The organism is Neolewinella sp. (assembly GCF_965214665.1).
Taxonomy (GTDB): domain Bacteria; phylum Bacteroidota; class Bacteroidia; order Chitinophagales; family Saprospiraceae; genus Neolewinella.
The window spans coordinates 2,310,564-2,335,977 of sequence record NZ_OZ243970.1; the positions used below are offsets into that span (position 1 = coordinate 2,310,564).

The 25,414-nt window shown below is 61.6% G+C and carries 24 protein-coding genes; 12 read left to right on the forward strand and 12 right to left on the reverse strand.

The genetic code is table 11. From position 1 onward, the window contains the following. Positions 1–113 precede the first annotated feature (113 nt). The gene (locus ACOOHD_RS09950; RefSeq protein ID WP_420461422.1) at positions 114–1,574 is read left to right on the forward strand and encodes an NAD-dependent succinate-semialdehyde dehydrogenase; all 1,461 of its coding nucleotides are present in this window, start codon (positions 114–116) and stop codon (positions 1,572–1,574) included. 53 nt (positions 1,575–1,627) lie between these two features. Here the strand turns inward: ACOOHD_RS09950 and ACOOHD_RS09955 are convergent, their stop codons facing one another. Together ACOOHD_RS09955 and queE are read right to left on the reverse strand one after the other, a co-directional pair. Continuing rightward, on the reverse strand, positions 1,628–1,840 hold the full coding sequence (locus ACOOHD_RS09955) for a hypothetical protein (RefSeq protein WP_420457725.1): 213 nt from the start codon (positions 1,838–1,840) through the stop codon (positions 1,628–1,630). A gap of 117 nt (positions 1,841–1,957) precedes the next feature. After that, positions 1,958–2,593, reverse strand: a complete 636-nt coding sequence (gene queE / locus ACOOHD_RS09960) for a 7-carboxy-7-deazaguanine synthase (protein ID WP_420457726.1) — start codon at positions 2,591–2,593, stop codon at positions 1,958–1,960. Positions 2,594–2,746: 153 nt separating this feature from the next. Between queE and ACOOHD_RS09965 the strand changes: the two genes are divergently transcribed. The 3 genes from ACOOHD_RS09965 to ACOOHD_RS09975 all read left to right on the forward strand — a co-directional run bounded on the left by ACOOHD_RS09965 (position 2,747) and on the right by ACOOHD_RS09975 (position 6,481). Beyond that, on the forward strand, positions 2,747–4,069 hold the full coding sequence (locus tag ACOOHD_RS09965) for a sugar porter family MFS transporter (protein ID WP_420457727.1): 1,323 nt from the start codon (positions 2,747–2,749) through the stop codon (positions 4,067–4,069). Between the two features lie 192 nt (positions 4,070–4,261). Then, positions 4,262–5,350: a WD40 repeat domain-containing protein gene (locus tag ACOOHD_RS09970; RefSeq protein WP_420457728.1), complete on the forward strand. Its 1,089-nt coding sequence runs from the start codon at positions 4,262–4,264 to the stop codon at positions 5,348–5,350. Next, positions 5,351–6,481 carry a TRAP transporter substrate-binding protein gene (locus ACOOHD_RS09975; protein WP_420457729.1) on the forward strand — a complete coding sequence of 377 codons (1,131 nt, stop codon included), beginning with the start codon at positions 5,351–5,353 and terminating at the stop codon, positions 6,479–6,481. It begins immediately after the preceding gene. Positions 6,482–6,500: 19 nt separating this feature from the next. Here ACOOHD_RS09975 and ACOOHD_RS09980 read toward each other — a convergent pair whose 3' ends face one another. Further along, entirely contained in the window at positions 6,501–7,496 is a 996-nt protein-coding gene (locus tag ACOOHD_RS09980; protein ID WP_420457730.1) for a TerC family protein, read from the reverse strand. Between the two features lie 121 nt (positions 7,497–7,617). Between ACOOHD_RS09980 and ACOOHD_RS09985 the strand changes: the two genes are divergently transcribed. Together ACOOHD_RS09985 and ACOOHD_RS09990 are read left to right on the forward strand one after the other, a co-directional pair. Next, complete coding sequence (locus ACOOHD_RS09985) at positions 7,618–9,795, forward strand: DUF6851 domain-containing protein (RefSeq protein WP_420457731.1); 2,178 nt, start codon at positions 7,618–7,620, stop codon at positions 9,793–9,795. A gap of 286 nt (positions 9,796–10,081) precedes the next feature. Further along, positions 10,082–10,810: a T9SS type A sorting domain-containing protein gene (locus tag ACOOHD_RS09990; RefSeq protein WP_420457732.1), complete on the forward strand. Its 729-nt coding sequence runs from the start codon at positions 10,082–10,084 to the stop codon at positions 10,808–10,810. An 80-nt stretch (positions 10,811–10,890) separates the two neighbouring features. Here the strand turns inward: ACOOHD_RS09990 and ACOOHD_RS09995 are convergent, their stop codons facing one another. Further along, positions 10,891–12,312 (reverse strand): dihydrolipoamide acetyltransferase family protein, encoded by a 1,422-nt coding sequence (locus tag ACOOHD_RS09995; protein WP_420457733.1) that lies wholly within the window; start codon positions 12,310–12,312, stop codon positions 10,891–10,893. Between the two features lie 218 nt (positions 12,313–12,530). On the opposite strand from ACOOHD_RS09995, the gene recR reads away from it, so the two are divergent. Further along, the gene (recR, locus tag ACOOHD_RS10000) at positions 12,531–13,130 is read left to right on the forward strand and encodes a recombination mediator RecR (RefSeq protein ID WP_420457734.1); all 600 of its coding nucleotides are present in this window, start codon (positions 12,531–12,533) and stop codon (positions 13,128–13,130) included. On the opposite strand, the gene coaD is transcribed toward recR, so the two are convergent. Next, positions 13,095–13,574, reverse strand: coding sequence for a pantetheine-phosphate adenylyltransferase (gene coaD / locus ACOOHD_RS10005; RefSeq protein ID WP_420457735.1), 480 nt, complete (start codon positions 13,572–13,574; stop codon positions 13,095–13,097). The two genes, recR and coaD, sit on opposite strands and share 36 nt — an antisense overlap. A gap of 87 nt (positions 13,575–13,661) precedes the next feature. On the opposite strand from coaD, the gene ACOOHD_RS10010 reads away from it, so the two are divergent. The 3 genes from ACOOHD_RS10010 to aroC all read left to right on the forward strand — a co-directional run bounded on the left by ACOOHD_RS10010 (position 13,662) and on the right by aroC (position 16,780). Further along, positions 13,662–14,648 carry a glycosyltransferase family 2 protein gene (locus ACOOHD_RS10010; protein ID WP_420457736.1) on the forward strand — a complete coding sequence of 329 codons (987 nt, stop codon included), beginning with the start codon at positions 13,662–13,664 and terminating at the stop codon, positions 14,646–14,648. Beyond that, complete coding sequence (locus tag ACOOHD_RS10015; RefSeq protein ID WP_420457737.1) at positions 14,645–15,619, forward strand: glycosyltransferase; 975 nt, start codon at positions 14,645–14,647, stop codon at positions 15,617–15,619. Before ACOOHD_RS10010 ends, ACOOHD_RS10015 begins: the two co-directional genes overlap by 4 nt. A gap of 84 nt (positions 15,620–15,703) precedes the next feature. Then, positions 15,704–16,780 carry a chorismate synthase gene (gene aroC / locus ACOOHD_RS10020; RefSeq protein WP_420457738.1) on the forward strand — a complete coding sequence of 359 codons (1,077 nt, stop codon included), beginning with the start codon at positions 15,704–15,706 and terminating at the stop codon, positions 16,778–16,780. Between the two features lie 11 nt (positions 16,781–16,791). Here aroC and ACOOHD_RS10025 read toward each other — a convergent pair whose 3' ends face one another. After that, on the reverse strand, positions 16,792–17,409 hold the full coding sequence (locus tag ACOOHD_RS10025) for a TIGR04282 family arsenosugar biosynthesis glycosyltransferase (protein WP_420457739.1): 618 nt from the start codon (positions 17,407–17,409) through the stop codon (positions 16,792–16,794). A 158-nt stretch (positions 17,410–17,567) separates the two neighbouring features. Here ACOOHD_RS10025 and egtB point away from each other — a divergent pair, with 158 nt between their 5' ends. Next, complete coding sequence (gene egtB / locus ACOOHD_RS10030; protein ID WP_420457740.1) at positions 17,568–18,830, forward strand: ergothioneine biosynthesis protein EgtB; 1,263 nt, start codon at positions 17,568–17,570, stop codon at positions 18,828–18,830. A 72-nt stretch (positions 18,831–18,902) separates the two neighbouring features. Further along, positions 18,903–19,805 carry an L-histidine N(alpha)-methyltransferase gene (locus ACOOHD_RS10035; RefSeq protein ID WP_420457741.1) on the forward strand — a complete coding sequence of 301 codons (903 nt, stop codon included), beginning with the start codon at positions 18,903–18,905 and terminating at the stop codon, positions 19,803–19,805. Here ACOOHD_RS10035 and ACOOHD_RS10040 read toward each other — a convergent pair. From ACOOHD_RS10040 to ACOOHD_RS10065, 6 genes are all read right to left on the reverse strand, one after another. Further along, positions 19,771–20,646, reverse strand: a complete 876-nt coding sequence (locus ACOOHD_RS10040; protein WP_420457742.1) for a glycosyltransferase — start codon at positions 20,644–20,646, stop codon at positions 19,771–19,773. The two genes, ACOOHD_RS10035 and ACOOHD_RS10040, sit on opposite strands and share 35 nt — an antisense overlap. A gap of 32 nt (positions 20,647–20,678) precedes the next feature. Next, positions 20,679–21,254 carry a hypothetical protein gene (locus ACOOHD_RS10045; RefSeq protein WP_420457743.1) on the reverse strand — a complete coding sequence of 192 codons (576 nt, stop codon included), beginning with the start codon at positions 21,252–21,254 and terminating at the stop codon, positions 20,679–20,681. A 509-nt stretch (positions 21,255–21,763) separates the two neighbouring features. After that, positions 21,764–22,150, reverse strand: coding sequence for an SET domain-containing protein (locus ACOOHD_RS10050; protein WP_420457744.1), 387 nt, complete (start codon positions 22,148–22,150; stop codon positions 21,764–21,766). Between the two features lie 14 nt (positions 22,151–22,164). Beyond that, a complete protein-coding gene (locus ACOOHD_RS10055; RefSeq protein WP_420457745.1) occupies positions 22,165–23,136 on the reverse strand; it encodes an AAA family ATPase in 972 nt (323 codons plus the stop codon). A 67-nt stretch (positions 23,137–23,203) separates the two neighbouring features. Beyond that, positions 23,204–24,721 (reverse strand): BCCT family transporter, encoded by a 1,518-nt coding sequence (locus ACOOHD_RS10060; RefSeq protein WP_420457746.1) that lies wholly within the window; start codon positions 24,719–24,721, stop codon positions 23,204–23,206. Then, positions 24,711–25,400, reverse strand: coding sequence for a M15 family metallopeptidase (locus ACOOHD_RS10065; protein ID WP_420457747.1), 690 nt, complete (start codon positions 25,398–25,400; stop codon positions 24,711–24,713). The genes ACOOHD_RS10060 and ACOOHD_RS10065 overlap by 11 nt, the downstream gene beginning before the upstream one ends. Between the last annotated feature and the right edge of the window lie 14 nt (positions 25,401–25,414).

Genomic DNA, 25,414 nt, shown 5'->3' on the forward strand with positions numbered 1-25,414 from the left:
GGATACCCGGTAGATGCCGTGGATCGGGACTTTGGTGGATCGGGCCAACTTCCGGCGGACTCGGGGCTTTTCTCCATAAACGCCGCACCGGCGGCCCCGCCCCCATGTCAGAGCTGCACCTACAGTATCCCGCCCTGCTGCGCCGGCAGGCCTACATCGACGGCCAGTGGACTGCTGCCCACACCGGCACTACCTTCCCCGTGCGCGACCCCTTCGATGACGAGTTGCTGGCCGAGGTGGCCGATCTGGGGAGGGTCGAAACCCAACGGGCAGTAAGCGCTGCCTACCGTGCCTTTCCCGGCTGGAGTGGGTTGACCGCCGGGGAGCGCTCCTCGATCCTGCGCCGCTGGTACGAGCTACTGGTGCAACACCAGGACGATCTAGCCCTACTCATGACCCGCGAGCAGGGTAAGCCCCTGGCCGAGTCGCGTGGGGAGGTGGTGTACGGGGCCTCCTTCATCGAGTGGTTTGCCGAGGAGGGCAGGCGGGCGTACGGGGATGTGATCCCGAGTCACCGGAGCGATACGCGCATCGTTGTACTGAAGCAGCCGGTGGGGGTGGTAGCGGCCATTACGCCCTGGAATTTCCCGATCGCGATGATCACCCGCAAGGTGGCCCCGGCCCTGGCGGTGGGCTGTACGGTGGTCATCAAACCGGCCGAGGATACGCCGCTCTGTGCCCTAGCCCTGGCCCAACTGGCGGAGGAGGCGGGCTTTCCGGCGGGGGTCTTCAACGTGGTGCCGACGAGCCGGCCGGCGGAGGTGGGGGAAGTGCTGACTACGGATGCACGGGTACGTAAGCTGAGCTTCACGGGCAGCACGGCCACCGGCAAAAAACTGATGGCGCAGAGTACGGGAACCCTCAAGAAACTTTCTCTGGAGCTCGGCGGCAATGCTCCCTTCATCGTTTTCGACGACGCGGACGTAGCGGGCGCGGTCGCCGGTGCCATGGCCTCGAAGTACCGCAACGGCGGGCAGACGTGTGTATGCATCAACCGGGTGTATGTGCAATCGGGGATATATGATCGATTCGTAGCGGCCCTCAGGGAGGGGGTGACGAAGCTACGGGTGGGCGTGGGTACGGCCGAGGGTACCGATATCGGTCCGCTGATCAACGACGCGGCAGTACAGAAGGTGGAGTGGATGGTAGCTGACGCGGTAGCGAAGGGCGCCGAGGTGCTAGTGGGTGGGAAGCGCCATGCCGCCGGACCCCGCTGTTACACCCCTACCCTACTTACCGGGGCGGATGGCTCGATGAAGATCGCCCGGGAGGAGGTGTTCGGTCCGGTGGCCCCGGTATTCCGCTTCGAAACCGAGGAGGAGGTGGTGCGGCTGGCTAATGATACTCCCTACGGTCTGGCCGCCTACTTCTACGGCCGCGATCACGCCCGCATCTGGCGGGTCGCCGGGGCGCTGGAGTACGGCATGGTCGGTATCAATACCGGCATGATCTCAACGGCCGTGGCACCCTTTGGTGGGGTGAAGGAAAGTGGCTTCGGGCGGGAGGGCTCGAAGTACGGACTGGAGGACTACCTGACCTTGAAGTACCTCTGCTGGGGTGGTATAAACGCGTAATGCCACGCCTCTCGGGGAAAGCGTGGCATCACGAACGATAAATGGTGGGACTCTTAGCTGCGCCGTCCGGGGGCAAAATGGTTGCAGCCGAAACTGGCCTCGGTAAGGATCTCGGCCTTACCGCTGGCACTCTGATTTTGGAGCACGGGCAGCACATACTTCATGCCGCTTTCACTGAGCACTTCACATTCTCCGAAGTTCTCGCGGTTCTGGACGGCGGGGGCGTCGTGCTCCCAGTGGTTACAATTCTTGCAGGTGGCTTCCATGGCGGATACATTTTTGGTTGTGTAATGATATACACTGGTAAAAGAATCGGAAGCCAAAGGTTGTTCGGGTAAACGCTCGATTTACCGTTGTTTATAAACGGACTAAATAAGCAGTGGCTATTCGATCCCCATGATCTTATGCGTCTGTAAACTCACCCGCCACCGGGGGTGCTGCAGGCAGTAGGCTACCGTCGCGGCGGTGTGGTTAGCACTGGGCTCGTCCTTAGGTTGCAGGAAGAAGTGGGCGAAGGCGAGGTGCTCGAAAGCAGCGGGCTGGGCGGCGGCCTCCGGCTGGGGGTAAACGAGTTTGAGCTCGTCGCCACCGGCGACGGCTAGGGGGGCGGTGCCCTTGGGACTCACACACACCCAGTCGATCTGGGGGGGTACGGGCAGGGTACCGTTCGTCTCCACGGCTACCTCGAAGCCCGCCTGCTGGAGGGCGGTGATGAGGGGTACGTCAAGTTGCAGCAGCGGCTCGCCGCCGGTGCAGACGACGTAGGGCCGACCGCCGCCGGGCCAGAGATTTTGCACCAACTCCACACACTCGCGCAGTGAATACCGGCCGCCGTTAGTTCCGTCGGTGCCGATGAAGTCGGTATCGCAAAACTTGCATACGGCGGCATGGCGGTCCTCCTCCCGTCCACTCCACAAATTACAGCCCGTGAAGCGCAGGAACACGGCCGCCCGGCCGGTCTGGGCGCCCTCGCCCTGGAGGGTGTAGAAGCATTCTTTGATCTTGTAGCTGCGGGGCATAGTAAGGAAAGACAACTTCGGGGGTGTCTTGGTTTGGGTGGGCCGTCCGACGGGGGTGGGCCGTCCGACGGGGGGAGGCCGTCCGACGGGGGGAGGCCGTCCGACGGGCATAGGCCTTTAGCATCGTACATTCAAGCCCACTAGCACTCGCTCATGCAAACGAATAAAATCCTCTTCTGGTCCATCACCGTAGCCCTGGCCGGCTTCCTCTTCGGATTCGATACCGTGGTCATCTCCGGGGCCGACCAGGCGCTGCAGGAGCTCTGGCCCCGTGGCGAGCTGTTTCACGGGGTGGTGATTATCTCCTCGGCGCTCTGGGGCACGGTGCTGGGGGCGATGTTCGGCGGTATTCCGACGGACAAGCTCGGGCGCAAGCAGACCCTTATCTGGATCGGCGTGCTCTACTTCGTTTCGGCGGCCGGCTCAGCCCTGGCTAATGATCCGTGGGTCTTTGCCGCCCTGCGCTTCATCGGCGGACTCGGCGTCGGTGCATCCACCGTGGCGGCCCCCACCTACGTCTCGGAGATCGCACCGGCCGGGGACCGCGGCAAGCTCGTGGGGCTTTATCAGTTCAACATCGTATTCGGCATCCTCATCGCCTTTTTATCCAACTACCTGCTCAGTGACCTGGGCAAAAACGCCTGGCGCTATATGATCGGCGTAGAGGCCATCCCGGCGGCGATCTATACTATCATGGTCTTCACTGTGCCGCGCTCCCCCCGCTGGCTGCTCACCAAGCGCAACGACGTAGAGGAGGCCACCCGCGTACTCCAGCTCATCAATCCGGGCGGGGACGCCGGTGCAACGATCCGGGAGATACAGGCTGACAGTACCCGCGCGGTACCCGGCGAAACGGTGTTCAGCAAAAAATATCGATTCTCCCTCACACTCGCCTTTCTAGTGGCTTTCTTCAACCAGTTTTCCGGCATCAACGCCTTTCTCTACTACGCCCCCCGTATCTTTGAGCTGGCGGGTTTGGAGCAGAGTGGGGCCCTCCTGAGCAGTATCGGCGTCGGTGTGGTGAACTTGGTATTCACCATCGTGGGCCTGTCGATGATCGATAAGTTCGGCCGCCGGCAGCTGCTCTACATCGGCTCGGTGGGCTACATCGTCTCGCTTTCTTTGGTGGCGATGGCCTTCTGGTTTGGCTGGCAGGGGGTGGCCGTGCCGATCTTTCTTTTCCTCTTCATCGCCAGTCACGCTATTGGGCAGGGGGCGGTAATCTGGGTGTTCATCTCGGAGATCTTCCCCAATCACCTACGGGGCAGCGGACAGGCCTTCGGCACCTCGGTGCACTGGGTGCTGGCGGCGGCCATTCCTAGCCTGGTGCCGCTGCTGTTCGGGATTATTGGGCCGGCCCCCGTGTTTGCCTTCTTTGCCTTTATGATGTGCCTGCAGTTGCTGTGGGTGTGGCGGATGATGCCGGAGACGAAGGGGGTGAGTCTGGAGGAGTTGGATTTGCGGTTGAATGGGTGAGGGGGCAGAACGAGTTTGTTAGATTCCACAGTCCCAGCGCAGCCAGAGGCTGCATTTTGCTGGCGCTGTCGGAGACAGCATCGTACTGGCACCGCAGCGCAGTCGTAGACTGCTTGCCACAGCGCTGTCGGAGACAGCATCGTACTGGCGCTGCCGGAGGCAGCATTGTACTGTAGGCCGTACTTTAGCCGTATGCGTATCCTACTACTTCTGCTACTGACCGCCCCCCTACTGGCCCAGACCAACACCGACATCTATAACCCCGAGGCCCCCGAGCTCGTCCTGGTGTGGAACCGGGTGGGCGATGTCTCCGCCGGACTGCAATCCGTAGAGGCTGCCGAGTTTAGCCCCGACGGGAGCCTGGCGGTGAGCGGGGGGAAATTTGGCTATAAGGTGATGCTGTGGCGGGTGGCCGACGGTGCCTTACTCTGGGAAAGCGCCCACGAGAGCGAGGTAGAGTGCGTCACCTTTTCGCCCGACGGCCGGCGGATCGCCACCGGAGGCGAAGACTACTTCCTGCGCGTATGGGACACCGAAACCGGTGAGCAGCTGCACGGCGTAGAGATGGAAGAGGCCGGCTTCGACGGTATTACGTGGTCGCCTGACGGGAAGTACATCGTGGGTGGTGACGAGCTCGGTAACGCGGTGTTTTTCGATGGCACCACCTACGATGAGGTGGCCCGCATCGACTGCGGCTCCACCATCAACTCCCTGCAGTTCACCCAGGACGGCACCCGGATGGTAGTGGGCGGCAACATCCAAACCCCCGATCCTGAGGGGCCCGGTGGTAACAAGTACACCGGCTTTGCCAAGGTGATCGACGTCGCTAGCATGGAGGTCGTGCAGGACATCGGCGAGCAGCCCGGCAGTATTAAGAGCGTGCGCTACAGCCCGGACGAGAAATACTTCGCTACCGGCGGCTTCGATAATAAGGCCCGACTCTTCGATGCAGCTACGGGCGATCTGGTGCGCGAGTTCACCGACTCGCTCAAGATCGAGGCCGTAGCCTTTACCCCCGATGGACACTACCTAGCTACCGGTGGCCACGACCAGGCCATCAACTTCTACCGCCTCGCTGACGGGGAGCTGGCACTGCGCCTACCCATGGCCCGCGTGGAATACATCGACTTCACCGACAACGGCCGCATGATGCTCACCAGCCACGAAGACTCCGGCCTGCTGAGTTGCTACCTGCTACAGAGCAACACCCAGTCGCGCGGCAACTACCAGCAGATCGCCGATAAGCAACTCAATAACCGCGACCTCAAGGACGGGCACTAGATGAACCGCCGCAATATACTCAAGGGCATCGCCGCCGGCACGATCGGCCTCCCCTTAGCCCTCCGCCTACTGGCCGGAAAGGGGCACGCCCAGTCGCGCGGCGAGGCCACCGTGAGCGGCGAGCGCTTCGACTGGAAGATGGTCACCACCTGGCCTCCGGGCTTTCCCATTCTCGGGGAGGGCTGCCAGAAGCTGGCCGACCTGTGCCACGCGATGTCCGGTGGTCGGCTCCACATTACGGTCTACGGCGGCGGCGAACTAGTGCCCCCATTGGAAGCCTTTGACGCCGTACGCCAGGGCGCCGCCGAGGTAGGTAGTGGAGCGGCCTACTACTGGGCCGGCAAACTCCCCGCCGCCCAGTTCTTTGCCGGCTTCCCCTTCGGCCTCAACGCCCAACAGATGAACGCCTGGCTCCTGAGCGGCGGCGGCATGGAGCTCTGGCGCGAACTCTACGCCACGGTCGGACTCCTCCCCTTTGCCGGCGGCAACACCGGCGTACAGATGGGCGGCTGGTTCAACCGCCGCATCGATAGCGTAGCCGACTTCCGCGGCCTCAAAATGCGCATGCCCGGCCTCGGCGGACGCGTACTCGAACGCCTCGGCGGCACCCCCGTCCTGCTGCCCGGCGGCGAAATCTACACCGGTCTGGAGCGCGGCATTCTCGACGCCACCGAGTGGGTGGGGCCCTACCACGACTACATCATGGGCTTCCACGAGATCGCCAAATACTACTACTACCCCGGCTGGCACGAACCCGGCACCAATTTCGAATTCTTCGTCAATCGGGAAAAGTACGACGCCCTTCCTCCCGATCTCCAGCAAATCTTCGCCACGGCCACCCACTACATCAATATGTACACCCTCTCGGCCTTCGAGGCTAAGAACGCCGATTACCTCGCAAAGCTCAAACAGGTAGCGGGGCTCTTTATCCTCCCCTTTCCGGAGCCGCTCATCACACAGGCCCGGCAGGCCGCCGCGGAAGTCATGGAGGAATACGCCGCCTCGGACGCCACCACTCAACGGGTCTACGCCTCCATCCAGCAGTTCCGCGCACTAGCCAAGCCCTGGAGCGAGCTGACTGAGCGCCGTTTCTACGAGGACCTCGAAGGGTCCGCCCCAGCGGACCTTTGAGCGTCCGGTCGAAGTGCCACTATAACTGATGATCCTCCGGCACCCGACTAGGCGCCGTAATCTCCGTCGGGTCCTCCACGTGCTCGGCCGGCACCTTACGCATCAGTGATACGACAATACCGGCGGCTAGGACGGTAAAGATCACCGCCAGACTCACCCACTCTTCCGGGTGCCATACCTCGTGCAGCATGAGCTTTACACCCACAAAAGTCAGAATCAGCCCCAGACTGTACTTCAGGTAGCCGAACTTATCGATCATCGAGCTTAGCACGAAGTAGAGCGCCCGCAATCCCAGTACCGCCAGGATGTTGGAGGAAAACACCAGGAAAGAATCCGTAGTAATACCCAGGATGGCGGGAATAGAGTCTACCGCAAAAATGATATCCGTGGTTTCTACCATGATCAGGGCCACAAAAAGCGGCGTGGCGGCCCGTACCCCGTTCTCCCGCACCCAGAAATCGTGGCCGTGGTAGTCGTTGGTCACCGGCACGAGCTTCTTCACGAACTTAATGATGGGATTCTCCGAAGGGTGCACCTCCTCCCCCTTGCCCACCATCTTATAGGCCGAGTACAGCAGCAGCACCCCGAAGACATAGAACATCCAGTCGAACTGCTCCAGCAGGTACACCCCGGCCAGGATCATCGCTAGGCGGAACACCACCGCCCCCAGGATACCCCAGAACAGCACCCGGTGCTGGTACTTCGCCGGCACCTGAAAGTAGGCAAAAATCACCGCGATCACGAACACATTGTCCATGCTCAGCGACAGCTCCACCAGGTAGCCCGTCAGGTAGTTGATCATAGCCGTGTGCGGCGGAAGGGTGGAATTTACCCAGCCCTTGGTATAGGCCAGGTAGATGAAGCCGCTAAAACCAAGTCCGATCGCCATCCACAGCGCCGTCTGCCCCAGGGCCTCCCGCGTACGGGGCACGTGGTCGTGTTTATTGAGTACGAACAGGTCCAGAAACAGCAGCAGGGCAACAAACACAGCGAAGCCGATCCAGACGTAGGGCATAAAGGGGGCAATTAAGGTGGGTATAACGAGCCGTAGCCGGGGGATGTTCCACAAACGTCGCACCGGCGTCCCCGCCCCAGCGCCTCACGTTTTACCTTTACTTACCTAACTGATTTGTGCCGTGTACCGACTTGTCCCGCTCCTTCTTGCTCTCCTGTTTTGCGCGGCCGCAGGTGCACAGCCCGTCGAACAAAGCGTAGCCCGCCGGTGGAACGAGGTGTACCTACAGGCCATCCGGCAGGATTTCGCCCGCCCGGTCGTACACGCCCGTAACCTCTACCACAGCGCGGCGGCGATGTACGATGCCTGGGCCACGGTACAGGGGAAACGGGCCCTGCCGCTACTGGACACCTACCCCGGCTCGGCCGATCTACCCCGCACCGCCGCCGCCGCCGACGAGGCCGTGAGCTACGCCGCCTACCGCCTGCTCGTGCACCGCTACCGCAGCTCGCCCGGTGCCGCCCGGACCCTACTACAGGCCCGCACGCTGATGCAGGACCTTGGCTACGATACCACCTACGTAGCGACGGATTACCGGCAGGGAGACCCCGCCGCGGTGGGCAATTTCATCGCCGAGCAGATCATCGCCTACGGCCGTACCGATGGGGCCAACGAGGCGCTTAACTACGCCAACCAGGAATACCCCGATGCAGTCAACCTTCCCCTAGAGCTAAACAGTCCATTCAGTATATTCGGACTGCGCAAACCGGACCGCTGGCAGCCGTTAGCCTTTCCCGGTGCGGTGGTCGATCAGTCGGGACAGGTACTGGACGGCAACGTACCCGGTTTTTTAGGTGCAAGCTGGGGCCGGGTCACCCCCTTCGCCCTGCCCAATAGCGTCCGCCGCATACCGACCGCCACCGATAGCATCTACGGCAACAGCCCGGTGTACCACGATCCCGGACCGCCGCCCGGCTTCGTACCCGCCGATACCGCCGAATTCAACTTTTACCGCTGGAACTTCGAGACGGTGCTGAAGTGGTCAAGCCACCTGGACCCTGACGACGGCATCATGTGGGATATCTCCCCCGGTGCCCGGGGCAACCGCGCTACGCCACTGCCTACCACCCCGGCCGAGTACCGCGCCTTTTACGACGAGCACGAGGGGGGGCAGGCCGGCGATGGTCACCCCCTCAACCCCGTGACCGGTCAGCCCTACCCCCCCAACGTAGTGCCCCGCGGCGACTACACCCGCGTGCTGGCCGAGTTTTGGGCCGACGGACCGGCCTCAGAAACCCCGCCGGGCCACTGGTTCACCATCCTTAATACCGTGATGGATCACCCCCTCTTCGAGCGCCGGCTCTGGGGTGAGGGAGAGGAACTCGCCCCATTAGAGTATGACGTAAAGGCCTACCTCACGCTGGGTGGGGCGCTGCACGACGCGGCCATCACGGCCTGGAGCATCAAGGGAAAGTACGATTACGTACGGCCCATCTCGGCTATCCGCTACCTGAGCGCGCTGGGGCAGGCCTCGGTACCGGGTCACCGTAATTACAATGCTAACGGTATCCGGCTCGATCCGGGCTTCATCGAGCTGGTCGACAGTGCCGCCGAGTTTGTCAACAGCCCTGCCCTGTTCAAGGTAAAGGCGCGAGCCTGGACCGGCAACCTCTTTGTAGCCGACAGCCCCGGCGGCTATGCCGGCGTGGACTGGATCAATCCCTCCGTGTGGGAACCCTACCAGCGGCCGAACTTCGTCACGCCCAATTTTGCCGGCTACATCTCGGGGCACTCTACCTTCTCCAGCGCGGCGGCTACGATACTTGAGCAGCTCACCGGCTCACCCTACTTCCCGGGGGGAGTGGGTGAATTCGTGGCAAAGAAAAACGAGTTTTTAGTCTTCGAAAGGGGGCCGAGCGTAGACGTGGTGCTCCAGTGGGCCACCTACCTGGATGCCGCCTCCGAGACAAGCCTCAGCCGCATCTGGGGTGGCATTCATCCACCGATTGACGACATCCCGGGCCGCAGGATCGGTCCGCTCGTAGCCCAGGATGCCACCAACCTAGCCCGCAAGATATTCGCCGAGGAAGCCCTGGTGCTAAGTCTGACCGACCCGCGACCGGTAGCGGCCGCCATCTATCCCAATCCGGTCGGGGCGGGGACGCAGGTGCGGGTGAAATTGCCGGTACAACTTACCGACGTGGAGCGACTGATCGTGTACAGCGGGGTGGGTCAGCGCCTGCACGAGGTGAGCGTACGCCAGGGGGTAGCGGAGGTGAGTACGGCAGGCCTCGCTCCGGGGCTATACCTCCTGACTGACCCAGCGCGGCGCGTAGTGGGCAAACTGCTACTGCGATAGCTTGGCAAGCTGGCCGACTGAAAAGGTATTTACGGTAGACAAGATGTAGAAAGAGGGGGACGTAAATTACACCTTGCTTTGAGTTCCGTAAGTCGGTGTCGCTCGGTGCAAGTGCGTGTACCGACTGGTTTTTCCATTTAGCTAAATCCCCGTTCCAGGTCTTCTGGAATGGGGATTCGTATTGTACGATGCACATTTTAGGGGACTAACTGGTTGATAGGTCAACTTTTACTACGATCTTGGGCCTAAGCTACGCCCCATTAATCCATTTTAAACCAACAGACACATGCTTCATTCTACTACCTATTTACAGCAAGGACTCACCCTAGTGGCGACGTTGCTGCTGTGCTTTTCCGCACAGACTACCTTTGCGCAGTCTACCTGCACGGACAGTACCTCCGTAGTGGGCGGCACGCTCGCACTAGCTGATGGAGGTGACTCGACCACCATCTGCGCCGGCGACTCCATCTCCGATGCCTTCGAGGTCGTGCTGACCGACACGGTGGGTACGGCCAACAGCGCCTGGGTGATCACCGATACGAGCCTGAACATTCTCGGTCTGCCCGACGGTCCGCCCTTCGATCTGGAAGACGCCGGTCCCGGTGTTTGCTACGTTTGGCACCTCGCCTACGGTGACAGCCTCGGTGGGGCTATCGTGGACTCCAGCGCCGCGAACCTGACGGGTTGCTTTGAGCTATCGAATCCAATCACCGTCACCCGGGACACGGGAGCAAACTGTGCTACGACGGCGGTGGAAGCTCCACTGGCTCCGGGAGCCGTCACCCTGTTTCCTAACCCCGTAGGAGAGCTACTTACGCTCGATCTGGCCGAGCTCACCAGCGGTACCACGGCCATCGACATCCTGGACCTCAACGGCCGACTCGTCGAGCGCCGGGTACTGGAATCCGCCAACGGTCGGCACGCCTTCGATCTGACCGCCGCGCCGGCGGGCACCTACCTCCTGCGGGTACGCAACGACGGCAGGGCACTGACGCGCCGCTTCGTCAAACAGTAGGTCGGCAACGACAGATGACACGAAGAAGCCCCACGCTAGTGACTAGCGTGGGGCTTTTCTGTTATTCCCTTTTCCTGAGTTTATACCATCAGTCGGATGGGCTCCTCCAGCGTGGCCTTCACATCATTGAGGAACTGAGCGGCGGAGGCCCCGTCGACTACCCGGTGGTCGCTACTCAAAGTGACCTTCATGATCTTGCCGGCTACCACCTGACCGCCGCGCACGACGGGCTTATCGATGATGCCACCTACGGCCAAGATACAGGCGTCGGGCGGGTTGATGATGGCGGTGAACTCCTCTACCCCAAACATGCCTAGGTTGGAGATCGTGAAGGTGTTACCGCTCATCTCCTCGGGGGTGAGGCGCTTGATCTTGGCCCGGCCGGCGAGCTCCTTGACCTCGACGTTGATCTGGCTAAGCGACTTCATGTTGGCGTGGCGGATCACGGGGACCAGCAGTCCATCGGCGATGGCGACGGCTACTCCGATGTTTACATCTTGGTTGACGCGGATCTTATCGCCCTCCCAGCTCGAGTTGATGGCCGGATGATTGGGCAGGTTGGTAGCGCAGGCCTTCAGTACCAGGTCGTTGAAGCTGATTTTGACGGGGGCTACCTCGTTGATACGCTTACGCATCTCCCAAACCTTGCCCATGTCGATCTCTACGGTGACGTAGAAGTGGGGGGCGGTGAATTTGCTCTCCGCTAGTCGCCGGGCGATCACCTTGCGCATCTGGCTGACGCTGGAGGTAGTGAAGTTTTCCTGACCGGTGCCGAGGGAGAAGGGGGCCACCTTGGGCTTGTTGTCCTCGGGGTCTACGGTCACGCCGGGGCTGGGCTCGGCCTGCGGCTTGGGTTGGGGGGGGTGGGCGACGGCCTGACCACTCTGCGGCTGGCTGCCGGTACCCTTGCTCTGCGCTTCCTCCACGTCGCGCTTTACGATGCGACCGCCCTCGCCGCTGCCACTCACGTTCTTGAGATCGATACCGGCCGATTTGGCCATGGCGCGGGCTAGCGGGCTGGCCTTCAGACGATCGTCGTCACCACCCGAGGTCGTGGTGGGTGCAGCCTCGTCGGTGGTAGTACGGCCGGGGGTGGCGGGTGCGGCGTTAGCCGGAGCGGTATTATCGGCAGCGCTTTCGGCCTGGTCTACGGTATCGGTGACCTCTACCTCATCCTGCTCGTCGGCGGCGGCGGGCTCTCTGGCGGAGTCGCTACTGTTACCGCTACCGTTTCCGGCCCCATCGATGGCCGACTGCCAGTCCTCGCCCTCCTCACCGATCACTGCGATGACCCCGTCGATGGGTACGGCTCCCTCCTTCACGGCGATGTGTAACAGTGTGCCTTCGAAGAAGGAGTCGAGCTCCATGGTAGCCTTGTCGGTCTCGACCTCGGCCAGCGTCTGACCGGGTTCTACAGACTCGCCCTCCTCGACGAGCCAGGCGACGATGTTGCCTTCTTCCATGGTGTCGCTCATGCGCGGCATACGTATTACCTCGGCCATAATCTTTGCGTGTTTTGGGTAGTGATCGGGGGCCGGCAAATTTGGGGCCTAACCACGGGATAAACAAACTGTAAGGGGGTGTGATTGTTTTGTCGAGGAGGGATGTGCACGCTCGGCGTGCTTAGGGACTGCTTCGCATTAAGACGTGGGGTATCCCCCGTCCCCCGCGCAGCGCTCCCTAGCCCCACAGGGGCACATCCCTAGTCCCAACTATTCGCATGCAATTTTCCTCCCGCCTGATCGAAGACGCCGTCAACGCCTTCGCCGGCCTACCCGGCATCGGACCCAAGACCGCCCTGCGGCTGGTGCTTCATCTCGTACAGCGGCCCACCGAAGACAGCAGCCAGCTGGCCCGCGCCATTGCCACCATGCGGCAGAACATCCAGCACTGCATCACCTGCGGCAACCTCAGCGATCAGAGCGTGTGTAGCATCTGCCGGGATGCCCGCCGGGATAAGACTATCATCTGCGTCGTGGAGAGCATACGTGACGTGATGGCCATCGAAGAGACCCAGCAGTACCGCGGGGTGTACCACGTGCTGGGTGGGGTGATTTCGCCCATCGAGGGCATCGGCCCGGCCGATCTCAACATCGACACCCTTGTGCAGCGCGCCCGGGAGCCGGAAGTGGAGGAGGTGATCATGGCTATCAGCCCCACCATCGAGGGCGATACGACTATTTTTTACATCAATAAGCAGCTCACCGAGGCCCAGGTGCAGGTCAGCAGTATTGCCCGCGGGGTGAGTTTTGGGGGCGAGCTCGAGTATGCCGACGAGGTGACCCTAGGCCGGAGTATCGTGGCGCGCCGGAAGCTGTAGCGTGTCCGGCAAAAAGGGCCGCGCATCCCCACCGCCCTTGATGATCTCACGCACGATGGTGGAGCTGATGTGGCTGTAGGTGGGCTGGCTGATGAGAAAGAAGGTTTCGAGCCCGTCGCCGACGATGCCGTTGAGCTGGGAGATGGTCTTTTCGTAATCGAAGTCACTGCTGTTGCGCAATCCCCGCAGCAGGTAGCGTGCTCCAATCCGCGAGCAGTAGTGTGCTGTAAGCCCCTCGAAACTGTCTACGCGCACCGTGGGCTCATCGGCAAACACCTCCCGTAGCCACTGCATGCGCTGCTCCAACCCAAAGAGGTAGCTTTTCTGACTGTTGATGCCTACGGCCACCACGATGCGGTCGAATAGCGGGACGGCGCGGCGCACTAGATCGACGTGGCCGGTGGTGATGGGGTCGAAGGATCCGGGGAAGACGGCGGTATGCATGGGGGTTAAGTTAGTCCATTCGATAGTAAATTTACCCGCCTTACCCTCATGCACACACCTCCTACTAGCCCGTACCATCTACCCCCCGTGCCCCAGGACTGGCGCCAGGAGAACTGGCCGGAGGTAAGTGTATCGGTAGTCACCTATAACCAGGCGCACCTGATCGAGCGTACACTGGATAGCATCCTAGCTCAGCAAGTCAGCTTCGATTATGAGATCGTGGTGGGTGACGACTGTTCTACCGACGGTACCCGTGATATTCTTGAACGGTACCGTACTCGCCATCCCGATAAGATCAGGCTACTACTGTACGATCAACGCCTTCCGGGCACTCCCGGCCGGCAAAACAACATGCGCAACCCCATGGCCTGCCGCGGCAAGTACACCGCCCTGCTGGATGGAGACGATTACTGGATCGACCCCCACAAGCTACAGTCGCAGTATGAGGTGATGGAGCGACACCCCGAGTTGAGTATCAGCCTTCACGATACGCGTTGCACTATGGTCGGTTCCGACGGTAAGCTCATCCCCGATGAGACCTACCTACGCAGCGACCCCCCAGAGCGAAAGCCCGCCGCCGGCTTCTATGATCACGCCTTCTTCTGCGCCGACCGCAATATTCGCGTCCATACCAGTTCGTTCTTTTTTCGCACCCGCATCTTCGGTGACTGGCCGCAGGGCTACGAGGCGGTAGTGGCGGCCGATCACTATTTTTTCCTGCTCATTAGTCAGCGGGGTCCGGCCTACTACGACCCCACTGTACGCTCCGTTTGTGAGGCGCAACCGGCCAGCCTCACCCGTAGTCCAGCCTACCTTAGCGAGGAGCGCGTCGCCCAACGAATCCGTGATCTTAGGACCTACCGCCGCCGTTTTCCAGCAACCCGGCGTACCGTATCCTACAGTGTTTTCGCCGCTCGTCACCTCAAGTGGCTGATCTTTGCGGCCCTACGCCGGGGGAAGGTCGGGCGGGCGTGTTCCTGGTGCGTACAGTTGCTGGCCGAACCCCGTGGGCTCTACGAAATGGTTAGGCACCGCGTCAGTAAAAGCATCAAGTTCCACCTACCACACCGGTGAAAGTCTCCATCATCATCCCCGCCCTTAACGCAGCCCTGTTCCTGGAGCGGGCCATCCGGTCAGCCATCCGGGCGGGGTCGCAGGTGCGGGGCGGATGGGAGGTAATCATTGTCAATAACGGCTCTACGGACCTAACTGGACAAATTGCCGGAGCATTCGTGCGATCTCACCCAACTCACGTGCGCTTCGGCAACTGCGCTACACCCGGTGCACCGGCTGCCAGAAACCACGGCGTAGCCCTAAGTCATGGCGAATGGCTACAGTTTCTGGATGCCGATGACACTTTGGACGCGGACAAAATAGCCGACCAGCTGAGTCTGGCCGGTACAACAGACTGGGTAGTAGGAGGCTACCGTCACCTTTATCCCGATGGCAATACTCTGGATACTCTACCCCACCCCGATCTGTGGTTCGGTCTTTTCCACGGCTACCGCACTGGCTGTACCCACGCTAATCTATTGCGGCGCACTGCCCTCTATGCAGCCGGCGGTTGGGACGAATCGCTGACTAGCAATCAGGACTGCGAGCTCTGGTTCCAGTTGCTCCGCACCGGTGCCATCCCCCGTATAGACCCTACCATAAAGAGCTACTATCACCACCACGATGCACCCCGCATCACTAATGCGGACCCAGCTGGCAAACAGGCCAACCGCGTTCGCTTCCTGGCCGACGCCAACGATTACCTGTTCACCACCCGCCCCACCTACTGGCAGCAGCACGCCCCCTACTTCCTCGGTGCTCTCCTACGCGCCGTGCGCATGCTAGCTACCCACGACCTGCCGGCCGCCAGTGCAGCCTACGCCAGCTACTTCGGCGCCGCCCGCCCCTGGCCGCTGCCGGACCGGCCGCTTGAACTGATGCCCCGCTACACCCGCCTGTACCCCACCCTCGGCTTCGCCCCCCTCGAATGCAGCCGCCTCCTTCTGACCCGCTATCTCCACCCTGCCCTCAAGCAGCTCCTGAAATCGTAGTACCTTCCGCGTTCTACCCGCGAAGCGGTCTAACCGGCGCAGCCGGTCTACCCCGAAGGGTCTAACGAGCGAAGCGATCTACCCTTGAACACTTTCGGCACCCTCTTCCGCATCACCACCTTCGGCGAAAGCCACGGCCGCGGCCTGGGGGTGACCATCGACGGCTGCCCCGCCGGACTGCCCCTCGATGTGGAGGCCATCCAGCACGAGATGGCCCGCCGCCGCCCCGGACAGAGCCGCCTGGTCACCCAGCGTAAGGAGGGCGATACGGTAGAAATCCTCAGCGGTACCTTCGAAGGACGCACCACCGGCACGCCCATCGGTATGGTAATCTACAACCAGGATCAGCGCAGCAAGGACTACAGCCACATCTACGATAAGTACCGGCCCAGCCACGCCGACTATACCTTCGCGGTCAAGTACGGCCACCGCGACTACCGCGGCGGCGGCCGCTCCTCGGCCCGCGAAACCGCCGCCCGCGTGGCCGCCGGCGCCGTGGCCAAGCAACTGCTGGCCCACTTTGGAATCAGCATTTATAGCTACGTCGACCAGGTGGGCAGTATCGCCACCGACCTTCCGCACGAGGAGCTTAACCTCGACCAGATCGACAGCAACGACGTACGCTGCCCCGATCCGGCCACCGCCGCGGAGATGGAACAAGAAATACTCACCGTGCGCAAGGCCGGCGATACCATCGGTGGCATCGTCAAGTGCGTGATCCGCGGCGTTCCCCCGGGCTGGGGCGAGCCGGTCTTTGATAAGCTGCACGCCGATCTGGGCAAGGCCATCCTGAGCATCAATGCCTGCAAGGGTTTCGACTACGGTAGTGGCTTCGCAGGAGTGACTCTGCGGGGCAGCGCCCATAATGATGCATTCTATACCGACGTCGACGGCCGGGTGCGCACCCGCACCAACCGCAGCGGCGGCATTCAGGGCGGTATTTCCAATGGCGAGGACATCTACTTCCGCGCCGCATTTAAGCCGGTGGCTACCATCGTCTCCGATCAGGAAAGCGTCAACGAGGCCGGTGAGGCCGTGACCGTGGTGGGTAAGGGCCGCCACGACCCCTGCGTGCTGCCCCGGGCCGTGCCGATCGTGGACGCGATGGTTGCTCTGGTGCTGTCCGACCACGCCCTGCGGGCGCGGGGGAATAAATTGTAATCGTCACCCCGTCAATCTGCGTAGCCGTCCGGTAAGGCCCACCCATAGCCGAGCCAGTCCTCCAGATGGTCTACGTCGCTGAGGTAGGGCAGTTGGTAGGTCGACAGGCCCTGCACCTGCGTCCGCGCCAGCGTTTCTTCCAGGACCTCGGAGGTGCTCCAGGGCATCTCGGTAAATAAAAACGGTTGCGGCCGCCGCATGCCTAGCAGGTAGTACCCGCCGTCGTTCGCCGGGCCTACCACAATATCATGGTCGGCGAGGGATACAAAGGCCTCTTCGAGCAACTCGGTGGTGACCCCCGGACAGTCGCTCCCAATGATGATGACCCGGTCGTGCCCGCGGGTGAAAGCGTGATCGAAGGCCCCGGCCATGCGCTGCCCCAGGTCCTGGCCTACCTGGAGGAGTTTGACGAAGCGGTCGGCGGGCCAGTCGTCGTCCGTGGCCACGTGATCGGAGTAGTAAAGGTAGCGCGTGGTGTCCTGCAGGCCGAGTGCCTGATCGCGGGTGTATCGCAGCAAGATACCGTACATGTGCAGGGCCATAGCGTCGCCTACATCCTGGGCTAGGCGGGTTTTGGTCCGGCCGGCAATGGGGTTTTTGACCATGACGATCAGAGCGGGCTGGGGCATGGCGGCAAGATAAGTGATGCCGCGCCCAACCCCCGGCTGTACGGAGCAGTTACATGAAGGCCTACGCCCCTCGCCAATCCGCTACCGCGGGCCGAACACATTCGTGACTCCGTGGCGTTCTGGAAGGAAGTGAAGGTGCAGAACAAATAGCCAGGAGCGTGACGCGAACTATTACCACCCCCTCTTCCGAAGTCGCGCGGCACTACACCCGGGTACGGGAGCAGTCCGTGTACCTATGCGCTCCCCTGCAGCAGGAAGACTACGTCGTACAGCCGCGGGCTGACGTGAGCCCTCCCAAGTGGCACCTAGGTCATACCAGCTGGTTCTTTGAAAACTTCCTCCTGGCGGAGTATCTGCCCGGCTACCGGCGCTTTGACGAGCGGCTTAACTACTTCTTCAACAGCTACTACGAAAGTCAGGGGGACCGCATCGAGCGGAGTCAGCGCGGTAATATGAGCCGCCCCGGGCTGAAGGTCATTCTGGACTACCGCGCTCACGTAGACGCGGCCATGCAGCATCTACTGGCCCTGCGTCTTCCCCAGGTTGCTACCCTGACCGAGCTTGGATTGCACCACGAGCAGCAGCACCAGGAGCTGCTACTGACGGACATCAAGAATATTTTCGGTAACAACCCTCTTTACCCTCCGTACCGCGACCTGGTCATCCCCACCTCCCCCCCACCCTCGCTTGCCTACATCTCCGTTCCCGCAGGCCGCTACGGTGTCGGGCATCGGGGCCCGGGCTTCTGCTGGGACAACGAGCTTGGCGCCCACGAGGTCTTACTCCAGGACTACGGCATCGCCTCACGCCTGGTGACCAACGGTGAATACCTGACCTTCATGGCCGACGGGGGCTATGAGCGCTTTGAGCTCTGGCAGATGGACGGGATCGAGTGGGCGCGCGGCCTGGAGGAACCTGCCCCCCTGTACTGGTACCGGACCGAGGCCGGTTGGCGGCACTACACCCTGCACAAAGGCCTCGAGGAGATCGACCCCAACCTACCGGTCACCCACATCAGTTGGTACGAGGCCGATGCCTACGCCCGCTGGGCGGGGGCCCGCCTGGCCACCGAGTTTGAGTGGGAGATCGCCTGTAACACGCTCAACCCGGAGGTCGACCCGCGGGGCAATTGGGTCGAGCGCGAGGCTTACCACCCGCTGGCGGCTACCGGTACGTTTGATTACCAGTTTCTAGGTCACTGCTGGGAATGGACGAATTCGGCGTACCTTCCCTACCCCCGTTATCCCCGCCCGCAGGGGGCCCTGGGGGAGTACAACGGTAAGTTCATGATCAATCAAATGGTGCTGCGGGGGGGTAGCTGTGCCACCCCCCGCAGTCATATCCGCCCCACGTACCGTAATTTCTTTCAGCCCGACAAGCGGTGGCAATTTACCGGCATCCGCCTTGCCAAAGACCAATAAACCATGACGTTTACCCCTACTTCTCGCATAAGTGCTTTTGCCCAGGACGTGCTGGAAGGGCTAAACCGCCCCGTGCGCCAATTAAGTAGCAAGTGGTTTTACGACGACCGGGGCACGGAACTCTTTCGGCAGATCATGCGCTGCCCGGAATACTACCTCACGGAAGCCGAAGCGTGCATCTACCGCCAGAGCGTACCACAGCTTATCGAGGCCCTCGACGGCCGTCCGTTCGATCTCATCGAGCTTGGAGCCGGCGATGGCAGTAAGACCCAGATTCTCATCGAGGAGTTTCTGCGGGCGGGGCTCAAGTTCAGCTACCGGCCCATCGACCTGAGTGGAAGCGCCCTGGCCGAACTCGGCAACCTTATCAAATTGCGCTGGCCGACGCTCGATTTCAACCCCATCCAGGCCGATTACTTCGAGGCGCTTAACCGATTGGGCACGGCCACCGGTGGCCGGCAGCGCCTGCTGCTCTTTCCGGGAGCTAACATCGGCAACTTTAGCCCCGCCGAAGCCGTCGCCGTACTCCAGCGGCTATACTCCTTCCTGAGCCCCGATGATCTTCTACTTACGGGCTTCGACCTAAAAAAAGACCCCGGCATGGTGCTGGCCGCCTACAACGACGCCGGTGGGCTCACCGCGGCTTTCAACCTGAACCTGCTCGTCCGCATCAACCGGGAGCTGGGGGGCAACTTCGAGCTCGACTGCTGGCGGCACTGGGAGACCTACGATCCGGCCGAGGGAGCGGCCCGTAGCTTCCTACTGCCCATCGAACCACAGACGGTACACCTACAGGCACTCAAGCGGCAGTTCCAGTTCCGGGCCTGGGAGCCCATCGCCGTAGAGATCAGTCAGAAGTACAACCTGCGTGAGATCGAGGGCATGGCCGACGCGGCGGGCTTCAGCTTCCAACACCACTTTACGGACGACCGGCTGCTGTTCACGAATAGCCTATGGCAAGTGCCCAACCCGTGATCCACCACTTCAGCTTGAGCATATCTAGGGCCCTGAGACTGTGCGTGCGGTGCAGGTAGCGTAGTAGCCACTCCTCGGGTAACGCCTCCGTCAATTGTGAAAGGCGGGGATACCGGTCGGCAAAAATCGTGAGGCGCGTGGTCAGTGTAGGGTGTGATCTGCGCAGATCCTTAAGGGTTTCCACTGCCTGCCGTTGTTTGGCCAGGAATACATCGGTACGATCCAATCCCAGGTGGGTCACGGGGTTATCGATGTACTCGATGTGCGTACCGGCGGGGGCCAGCAGCTGCCCCCAGAGCGTATCCTCGTGCCCGTAGCTGTGCACCTCGGGAAAAGGATGGTCGAGAAAAAACTGCCGGTCGACCCGAAAATTATTACTCTGAAAGTGCAGGTAGGGACGCGGGCGGCGGCGCGCGGGTGCAAGGACCTCGCGGTAACGGCCATAGTGCCAGTGGAGATACAAGTCCGGGTCGGCGGGGGGCTGCTCAAAGTAGCTGGTACCGCCCACCACTACGGTAGCCGCTGCGGGCCGGCTTAGGTAGTTGCGTAGGTAATTAGGATTAGGATCGCTATCCACGTCCAGCATCACCAGCGTGGCATACTGTGCATCACGCGCCATGCGGTTGCGGATACTGGCCCGACCGGTATTCTCTGTCAGTGCCCGGTAGCGGACGGCGGGCAGCTCGGTCAGGGGTTGATTCACGCGTTGCTGCTCCGGGTGGCTACCGTCTTCGTAGACCAGTACCTCGATGGGCTCACTCAACGCTGCTGCCTGTCGCACGAGCGTTTGGACGAGGGGACGCGCATCGTAGTTATAGACGGGTACACAAATCGAAAGCATAGCGGAGGCTAAGGAACGGTCAAAGCTACGCCCTAGGTGCCGGAATGCTTTCGCCGATCTGTATGAATATACGCTACGGGAAGTCTACGACGACGCAGCTGTTGCACAAATGGCTGCAACAGGCTCTGCCCCTCTGCTTTCCCGACCCCGTGTAGATAGCGGGTCGGTAGGCCCCGCGACAGGCGGTAGGCATCTTCTACCACGGAGGCCTGCTGCTCATAGTTAAAGTGCCGGATATGTCGGGTAGCCGTCAGTCCAGCCTGCCCTCCGTAATCATACCCGGCTACGGTACGCTGGCCGGCTAGTGCCCGGGGGATGTAGCAAGCTCCGTGGTGGACGTACTGCCACACGTGCATCACCTCGTGCACCAGGATCGCGAGTGGGATAGGTCCCCAACTATTGATGGTATGAAAACTGACGTAGCAGATGGGGTGGCAACGGGGGCCCACATAGGCGCGTTCGTCAAGCCGGATACGATCGTAGGGCACACTATCACCGAAGATATCGTACAGCCGATCGTGCTCGAGTGGGGTGAGCCGGCGCAGGTTAGGTGTAAGTTGGTTACTGACCGCCTCGTAGGCATCGAATACAAATAGTAGGTCGAGCACTTGAAACAACCGATCCAGCCAGGCGGTATCGACCCCAGAAGAGTTTGGGGGAACAGATAGGCGCGAGAGTCGTAGACGAAAAATCGCTATCAGATACCGCCCGTGATCGATCATCGACTAGCCAACTTAGTACAAAGCTAGTACTCGTCCGCAACCAAATCGTACATCGTACTGCTTATGAGGCTGTAAGGGTAGGAGTCGAACCTACACGGGGCGGTTAGCCACACTTCAGCGCTCCGCGGAGGCGGAGCGGCGCTCGCGCGGAGCCCTGAACTGCGTTTATCCCGGCTTCCCCACCCGCGAGACCAGCGGGCATGGCTGCCAATTTCATCACCCTACAGTATAACCGGACGCAGCCGTTGCTTCGTCCTTGCAATAGCAAAGATGCAACCAATGCAGCTTAATCTACAAGTTTTTGTAATAAAAATGTACAAATTATACTGTACGCTCAACTATAAGGGCTAATCGTTATAATAATTCCAAAGAATGTCTTCACCGCATCAGTCAAATTATGGATTTTCAACTGTGAACCACAGTGTCTCCCGCTCGTCCCCGGCCAGGTAGTCAATCAGGAGTTCTTCTCCGGCAGTAACGGGGCGCAGGGCCGAAAAGCGGATCTGCCGAAAGTCGTAGTCCATCTCGTAGTCGAGGTTGGGGGTAGGGGAATGATTGTACAGCGAGCCGAAGCCTAGCGCCAGGGCGGCTCCCTCGCCCCACACGAAGTAGTAATCGTGCAGGCCGGTTTCGTGTATTTGCCTGCGGTCGGCGGCACTCAGCTCGATGACCGGGGCCAGCTCGACGACGGAGCCCTCCGCAATCGGCTCGCTGGTGTATACGCCGCGGCCACCCCGGGGACTGGGTCGGACGTAAAGTCCGGGAATGCTTTGTACCGGCATAGCGTGTCCTCGTGCTAAAAGAGCCCCTCGATGACGCGCTCCTCGGTAATGCCCTCCGCCTCGGCCTTGTAGTTGCGCACGATGCGGTGGCGCAGCACGTATTTGGCGATGGCCTGTACGTCCTCGATGTCGGGGCTGTACTTGCCGTTGATGGCGGCGTGGCACTTAGCGCCGAGCACCAGGTACTGACTGGCCCGTGGACCGGCTCCCCAGCTGATGTACTCGTTTACGCTACTGCCCGCACGACTAGTATTGGGGCGTGTCTTGCCGGTGAGCTTGACGGCGTACTCGAGCACGTTGTCGCTGATGGGAATCTTACGGACGAGCTGCTGAAAAAACAGGATCTCCTCCCCGCTCAGCACGTGATTGACGCTGCTGCGGTCGATGCCGGTCGTACCCCGCACCACGGCCAGTTCCTCCTCGTAGCTGGGATAGTCCAGCGGGATGTTGAACATAAAGCGGTCAAGCTGCGCCTCCGGCAGGGGGTAGGTGCCCTCCTGCTCGATGGGGTTCTGGGTGGCGAGCACGAAGAAGGGGGCCGGTAGTTTATGGCGCACTCCGCTGACGGTCACGGAGCGTTCCTGCATCGCCTCCAGCAGGGCTGCCTGGGTCTTAGGGGGCGTACGGTTGATCTCGTCGGCCAGTACGATATTGGCGAACAGCGGGCCGGGGTTGAACTCAAAGTGGCGCTCGTCGTTGAGAATCTCCGAGCCGGTGATGTCAGTCGGCATCAGGTCGGGGGTGAACTGTACGCGCTTGAAGTCCAGGTCCAGCACCTCCGAGATGGTCGATACCAGTAGGGTTTTGGCCAGGCCGGGTACGCCGACCAGCAACGAATGGCCATTAGAGAATAGGGAGATCAGGACGGTTTTCACGACCTCCTGCTGCCCGACGATGACCTTGCCAATCTCCGTACGCAGGTCTTGGTAAGCTTGGGCCAGGGCGTCGACGGCCGCGACGTCAGAGGTAAATGGGGGGGTAGCCATAGGGGTAAGGTGGTAGTGGTCTAAAAAGGTGTTGCGTGCCGGAATGTTGTGCAGTCGCCCGGCCAGTTTACTCCCTACCCGCCGAAAAGCTTTGATAAGCCAGCCGCCCCAAGCCCACCGCCCCCAGGATCAGCAGCCCCATAGCCGGAAAACCGCCGAGGGTAGAGATGAGCCGGATCCCGTCCAGCCCCGCAAACGATACCAGCACCCAGGAGGTCGTGCCGATCACCGCGCCCCAGAGCAGTTTGATCCCCACGGGGGCCTCGGCTGAGTCCGGACCGATGTCGTGCATACAAAGCGCGCTCATGGCCGATACGTTGGAGTCCGCCGCCGTGACGTAGGACAGGAACACCAACAGTAAAAACATGACCGCCGTCACCCGCACCCCCGGTAGCTCCCCCAGCAGGGCATAGGCTACGGCTTCTGGCCCGCCGGCGGCCAGCGTGGCGGAAAGCACCCCACCCGACTGCCCATCCAGCACCAGAGCCGTACCCCCGAAGGCTACCATCCAGAACGCGCCGAACAAGGAGGTAGCCAGCAGATTCACCTCGATGAAACGCCGCACCGTATACCCCCGCGCCAGCCGCCCCAGAAAGAGCGCGGTGATGGGTGCCCAGGCGTACCAGTTGGCCCAGTAGAAGGTCGTCCAGGCGTGACTCCAGTCGGCCGGAATACCCGAGTCGATACCCAGATTACGCGGCACGAAGGTTAACACAAAGTCCACGGCCGCCCGCCCCGCCAGCCCCAGCGTTTCCCCCGTCGGTCCCGTGAAGAAGACGAAGAGGGCCAGCAGGATGAAGCCGATGATATTCCAGTTGGATAGCAGCCGTATCCCCCGTTGCAGGCCACTCGCAGCCGAGATGCTAAAGGCAACGACGATGGCAGCGATAAACGCCCCCAGCTCCAGAGGGCTTGCACCGGCGGCCCCGCCCGCATACCCCGCAAGACCGCCCTGTAGCGCCAGGCTACCCGCCCCGAGCGCCGCTGCCATACCCGCCACTAGGGCAAACAGGCAGACCGCATCAATGGCCGCCGCCCCGTGGGTGTGCGCCCGCTCCCCGAACAGCGGCACCAGCAGCGTGCTGAGTGAAAAGGGCTCCCGGTGGTTGTAAAATCCGAGGGCGAAGAGCAACCCACCGACCGTATAAATGGCGTAGGGCGTGAGCGTCCAGTGCAGAAAGAGCGTGGAAAGGGCGAAGACGGCCGGCTCCCCCACCCCCGCCGGCGGCGGCGCACTTACGTGGTACACCGGCTCGGCAATGCCCCAAAAAAGGATACCCGTAGCGATGGTGGTACAGGCCGTAATGGCAAACCAGCGCCAGGGGGAAAGCAGCCGCTCGGCCCCTACCCCACCGATCACGGTACGGCCCAGAGGGCTCAGGTACACTGCCCCGAGCAGCAGCAGAAAAGCACTGCACGACCAGGAGAATAGCCAGTCGAAGTGCTGTAGGATCCAGTCACTGGCCCCGCGGGCGTAGGCGATCAGTTCAAGTGGATCGCGCAGGGCCAGCACGGCGCACAGCAGCAGGGGCAGCAGCGGCGGCAGCAGCACGCCGTAGCGGACGTGGGGAGGTCTATTCGCCACAGTCCCAGGTCCAGTCACTCAGTGGGTAGCGCGGCCCGGTGAAGTTGAAGTGCCACCACTCGGTGCGGATCGTGGCAAAGCCGTGGCGCACGAGCACATCCTGCAGGATGGCCCGGTTTTGCAGCACGTCGGCCGGCAGGTCGGTGGTGGTAGTGTAGGCGGCCTCGCCGAAAAAGTCGTACGGAGTGCCCATGTCTACTTCCACGCCGGTATCCAGGTTGATGAGGGTGAGATCAGCGGCAGCCCCGCGGCTGTGCAGGCTACCACGCTTGGGGTTGGCCACGTAGCGGGCGTCGGGTAGTACGTCCCAGAGCCGCTGCTGGTAGGGGCCGGGGCGGTAGCAGTCGTACAGCTTGAGGCCGAGGCCGCGGGCGGTGAATTCCCGTTGCGCGGCGGCCAGGGCCCGGGCCACTCTGGGGCGGTAGAAGCAGCGGCCGCAGTCGTAAATTTTGCGCTCCATAAAGTTGTCCGTGGTCGCATAGCGCAGCTCGAGCGCGATACTGGAATCCAGGCGGACGAGCTCGGTCCACTCCGTCGTATCGTAATCGGGCGGCGGGGCGGGCAGCTCCACGGCCACCACCGGCGGGGTAATCGGAAAGGCTGCCTGTAGCACGGTACGCTGTTCCGGGGCGGGGCCGCGGGTGCAAGCTAACAGGAAGAGCAGGGCGAATCGGGACACGGGGTCAAATTAAG

What these genes read in the sequence shown, in the direction of transcription:
- ACOOHD_RS09980 (WP_420457730.1), bottom strand. Translation starts at nt 7,496, where the DNA reads ATGCCCTACGTCTGGATCGGCTTCGCTGTGTTTGTTGCCCTGCTGCTG.
- recR (WP_420457734.1), top strand. Translation starts at nt 12,531, where the DNA reads ATGCAATTTTCCTCCCGCCTGATCGAAGACGCCGTCAACGCCTTCGCC.
- coaD (WP_420457735.1), bottom strand. Translation starts at nt 13,574, where the DNA reads ATGCATACCGCCGTCTTCCCCGGATCCTTCGACCCCATCACCACCGGC.
- ACOOHD_RS09975 (WP_420457729.1), top strand. Translation starts at nt 5,351, where the DNA reads ATGAACCGCCGCAATATACTCAAGGGCATCGCCGCCGGCACGATCGGC.
- ACOOHD_RS09995 (WP_420457733.1), bottom strand. Translation starts at nt 12,312, where the DNA reads ATGGCCGAGGTAATACGTATGCCGCGCATGAGCGACACCATGGAAGAA.
- ACOOHD_RS10040 (WP_420457742.1), bottom strand. Translation starts at nt 20,646, where the DNA reads ATGCTTTCGATTTGTGTACCCGTCTATAACTACGATGCGCGTCCCCTC.
- ACOOHD_RS09955 (WP_420457725.1), bottom strand. Translation starts at nt 1,840, where the DNA reads ATGGAAGCCACCTGCAAGAATTGTAACCACTGGGAGCACGACGCCCCC.
- queE (WP_420457726.1), bottom strand. Translation starts at nt 2,593, where the DNA reads ATGCCCCGCAGCTACAAGATCAAAGAATGCTTCTACACCCTCCAGGGC.
- ACOOHD_RS10025 (WP_420457739.1), bottom strand. Translation starts at nt 17,409, where the DNA reads ATGCCCCAGCCCGCTCTGATCGTCATGGTCAAAAACCCCATTGCCGGC.
- ACOOHD_RS10050 (WP_420457744.1), bottom strand. Translation starts at nt 22,150, where the DNA reads ATGCCGGTACAAAGCATTCCCGGACTTTACGTCCGACCCAGTCCCCGG.
- ACOOHD_RS09970 (WP_420457728.1), top strand. Translation starts at nt 4,262, where the DNA reads ATGCGTATCCTACTACTTCTGCTACTGACCGCCCCCCTACTGGCCCAG.
- ACOOHD_RS09990 (WP_420457732.1), top strand. Translation starts at nt 10,082, where the DNA reads ATGCTTCATTCTACTACCTATTTACAGCAAGGACTCACCCTAGTGGCG.
- ACOOHD_RS10055 (WP_420457745.1), bottom strand. Translation starts at nt 23,136, where the DNA reads ATGGCTACCCCCCCATTTACCTCTGACGTCGCGGCCGTCGACGCCCTG.
- ACOOHD_RS09965 (WP_420457727.1), top strand. Translation starts at nt 2,747, where the DNA reads ATGCAAACGAATAAAATCCTCTTCTGGTCCATCACCGTAGCCCTGGCC.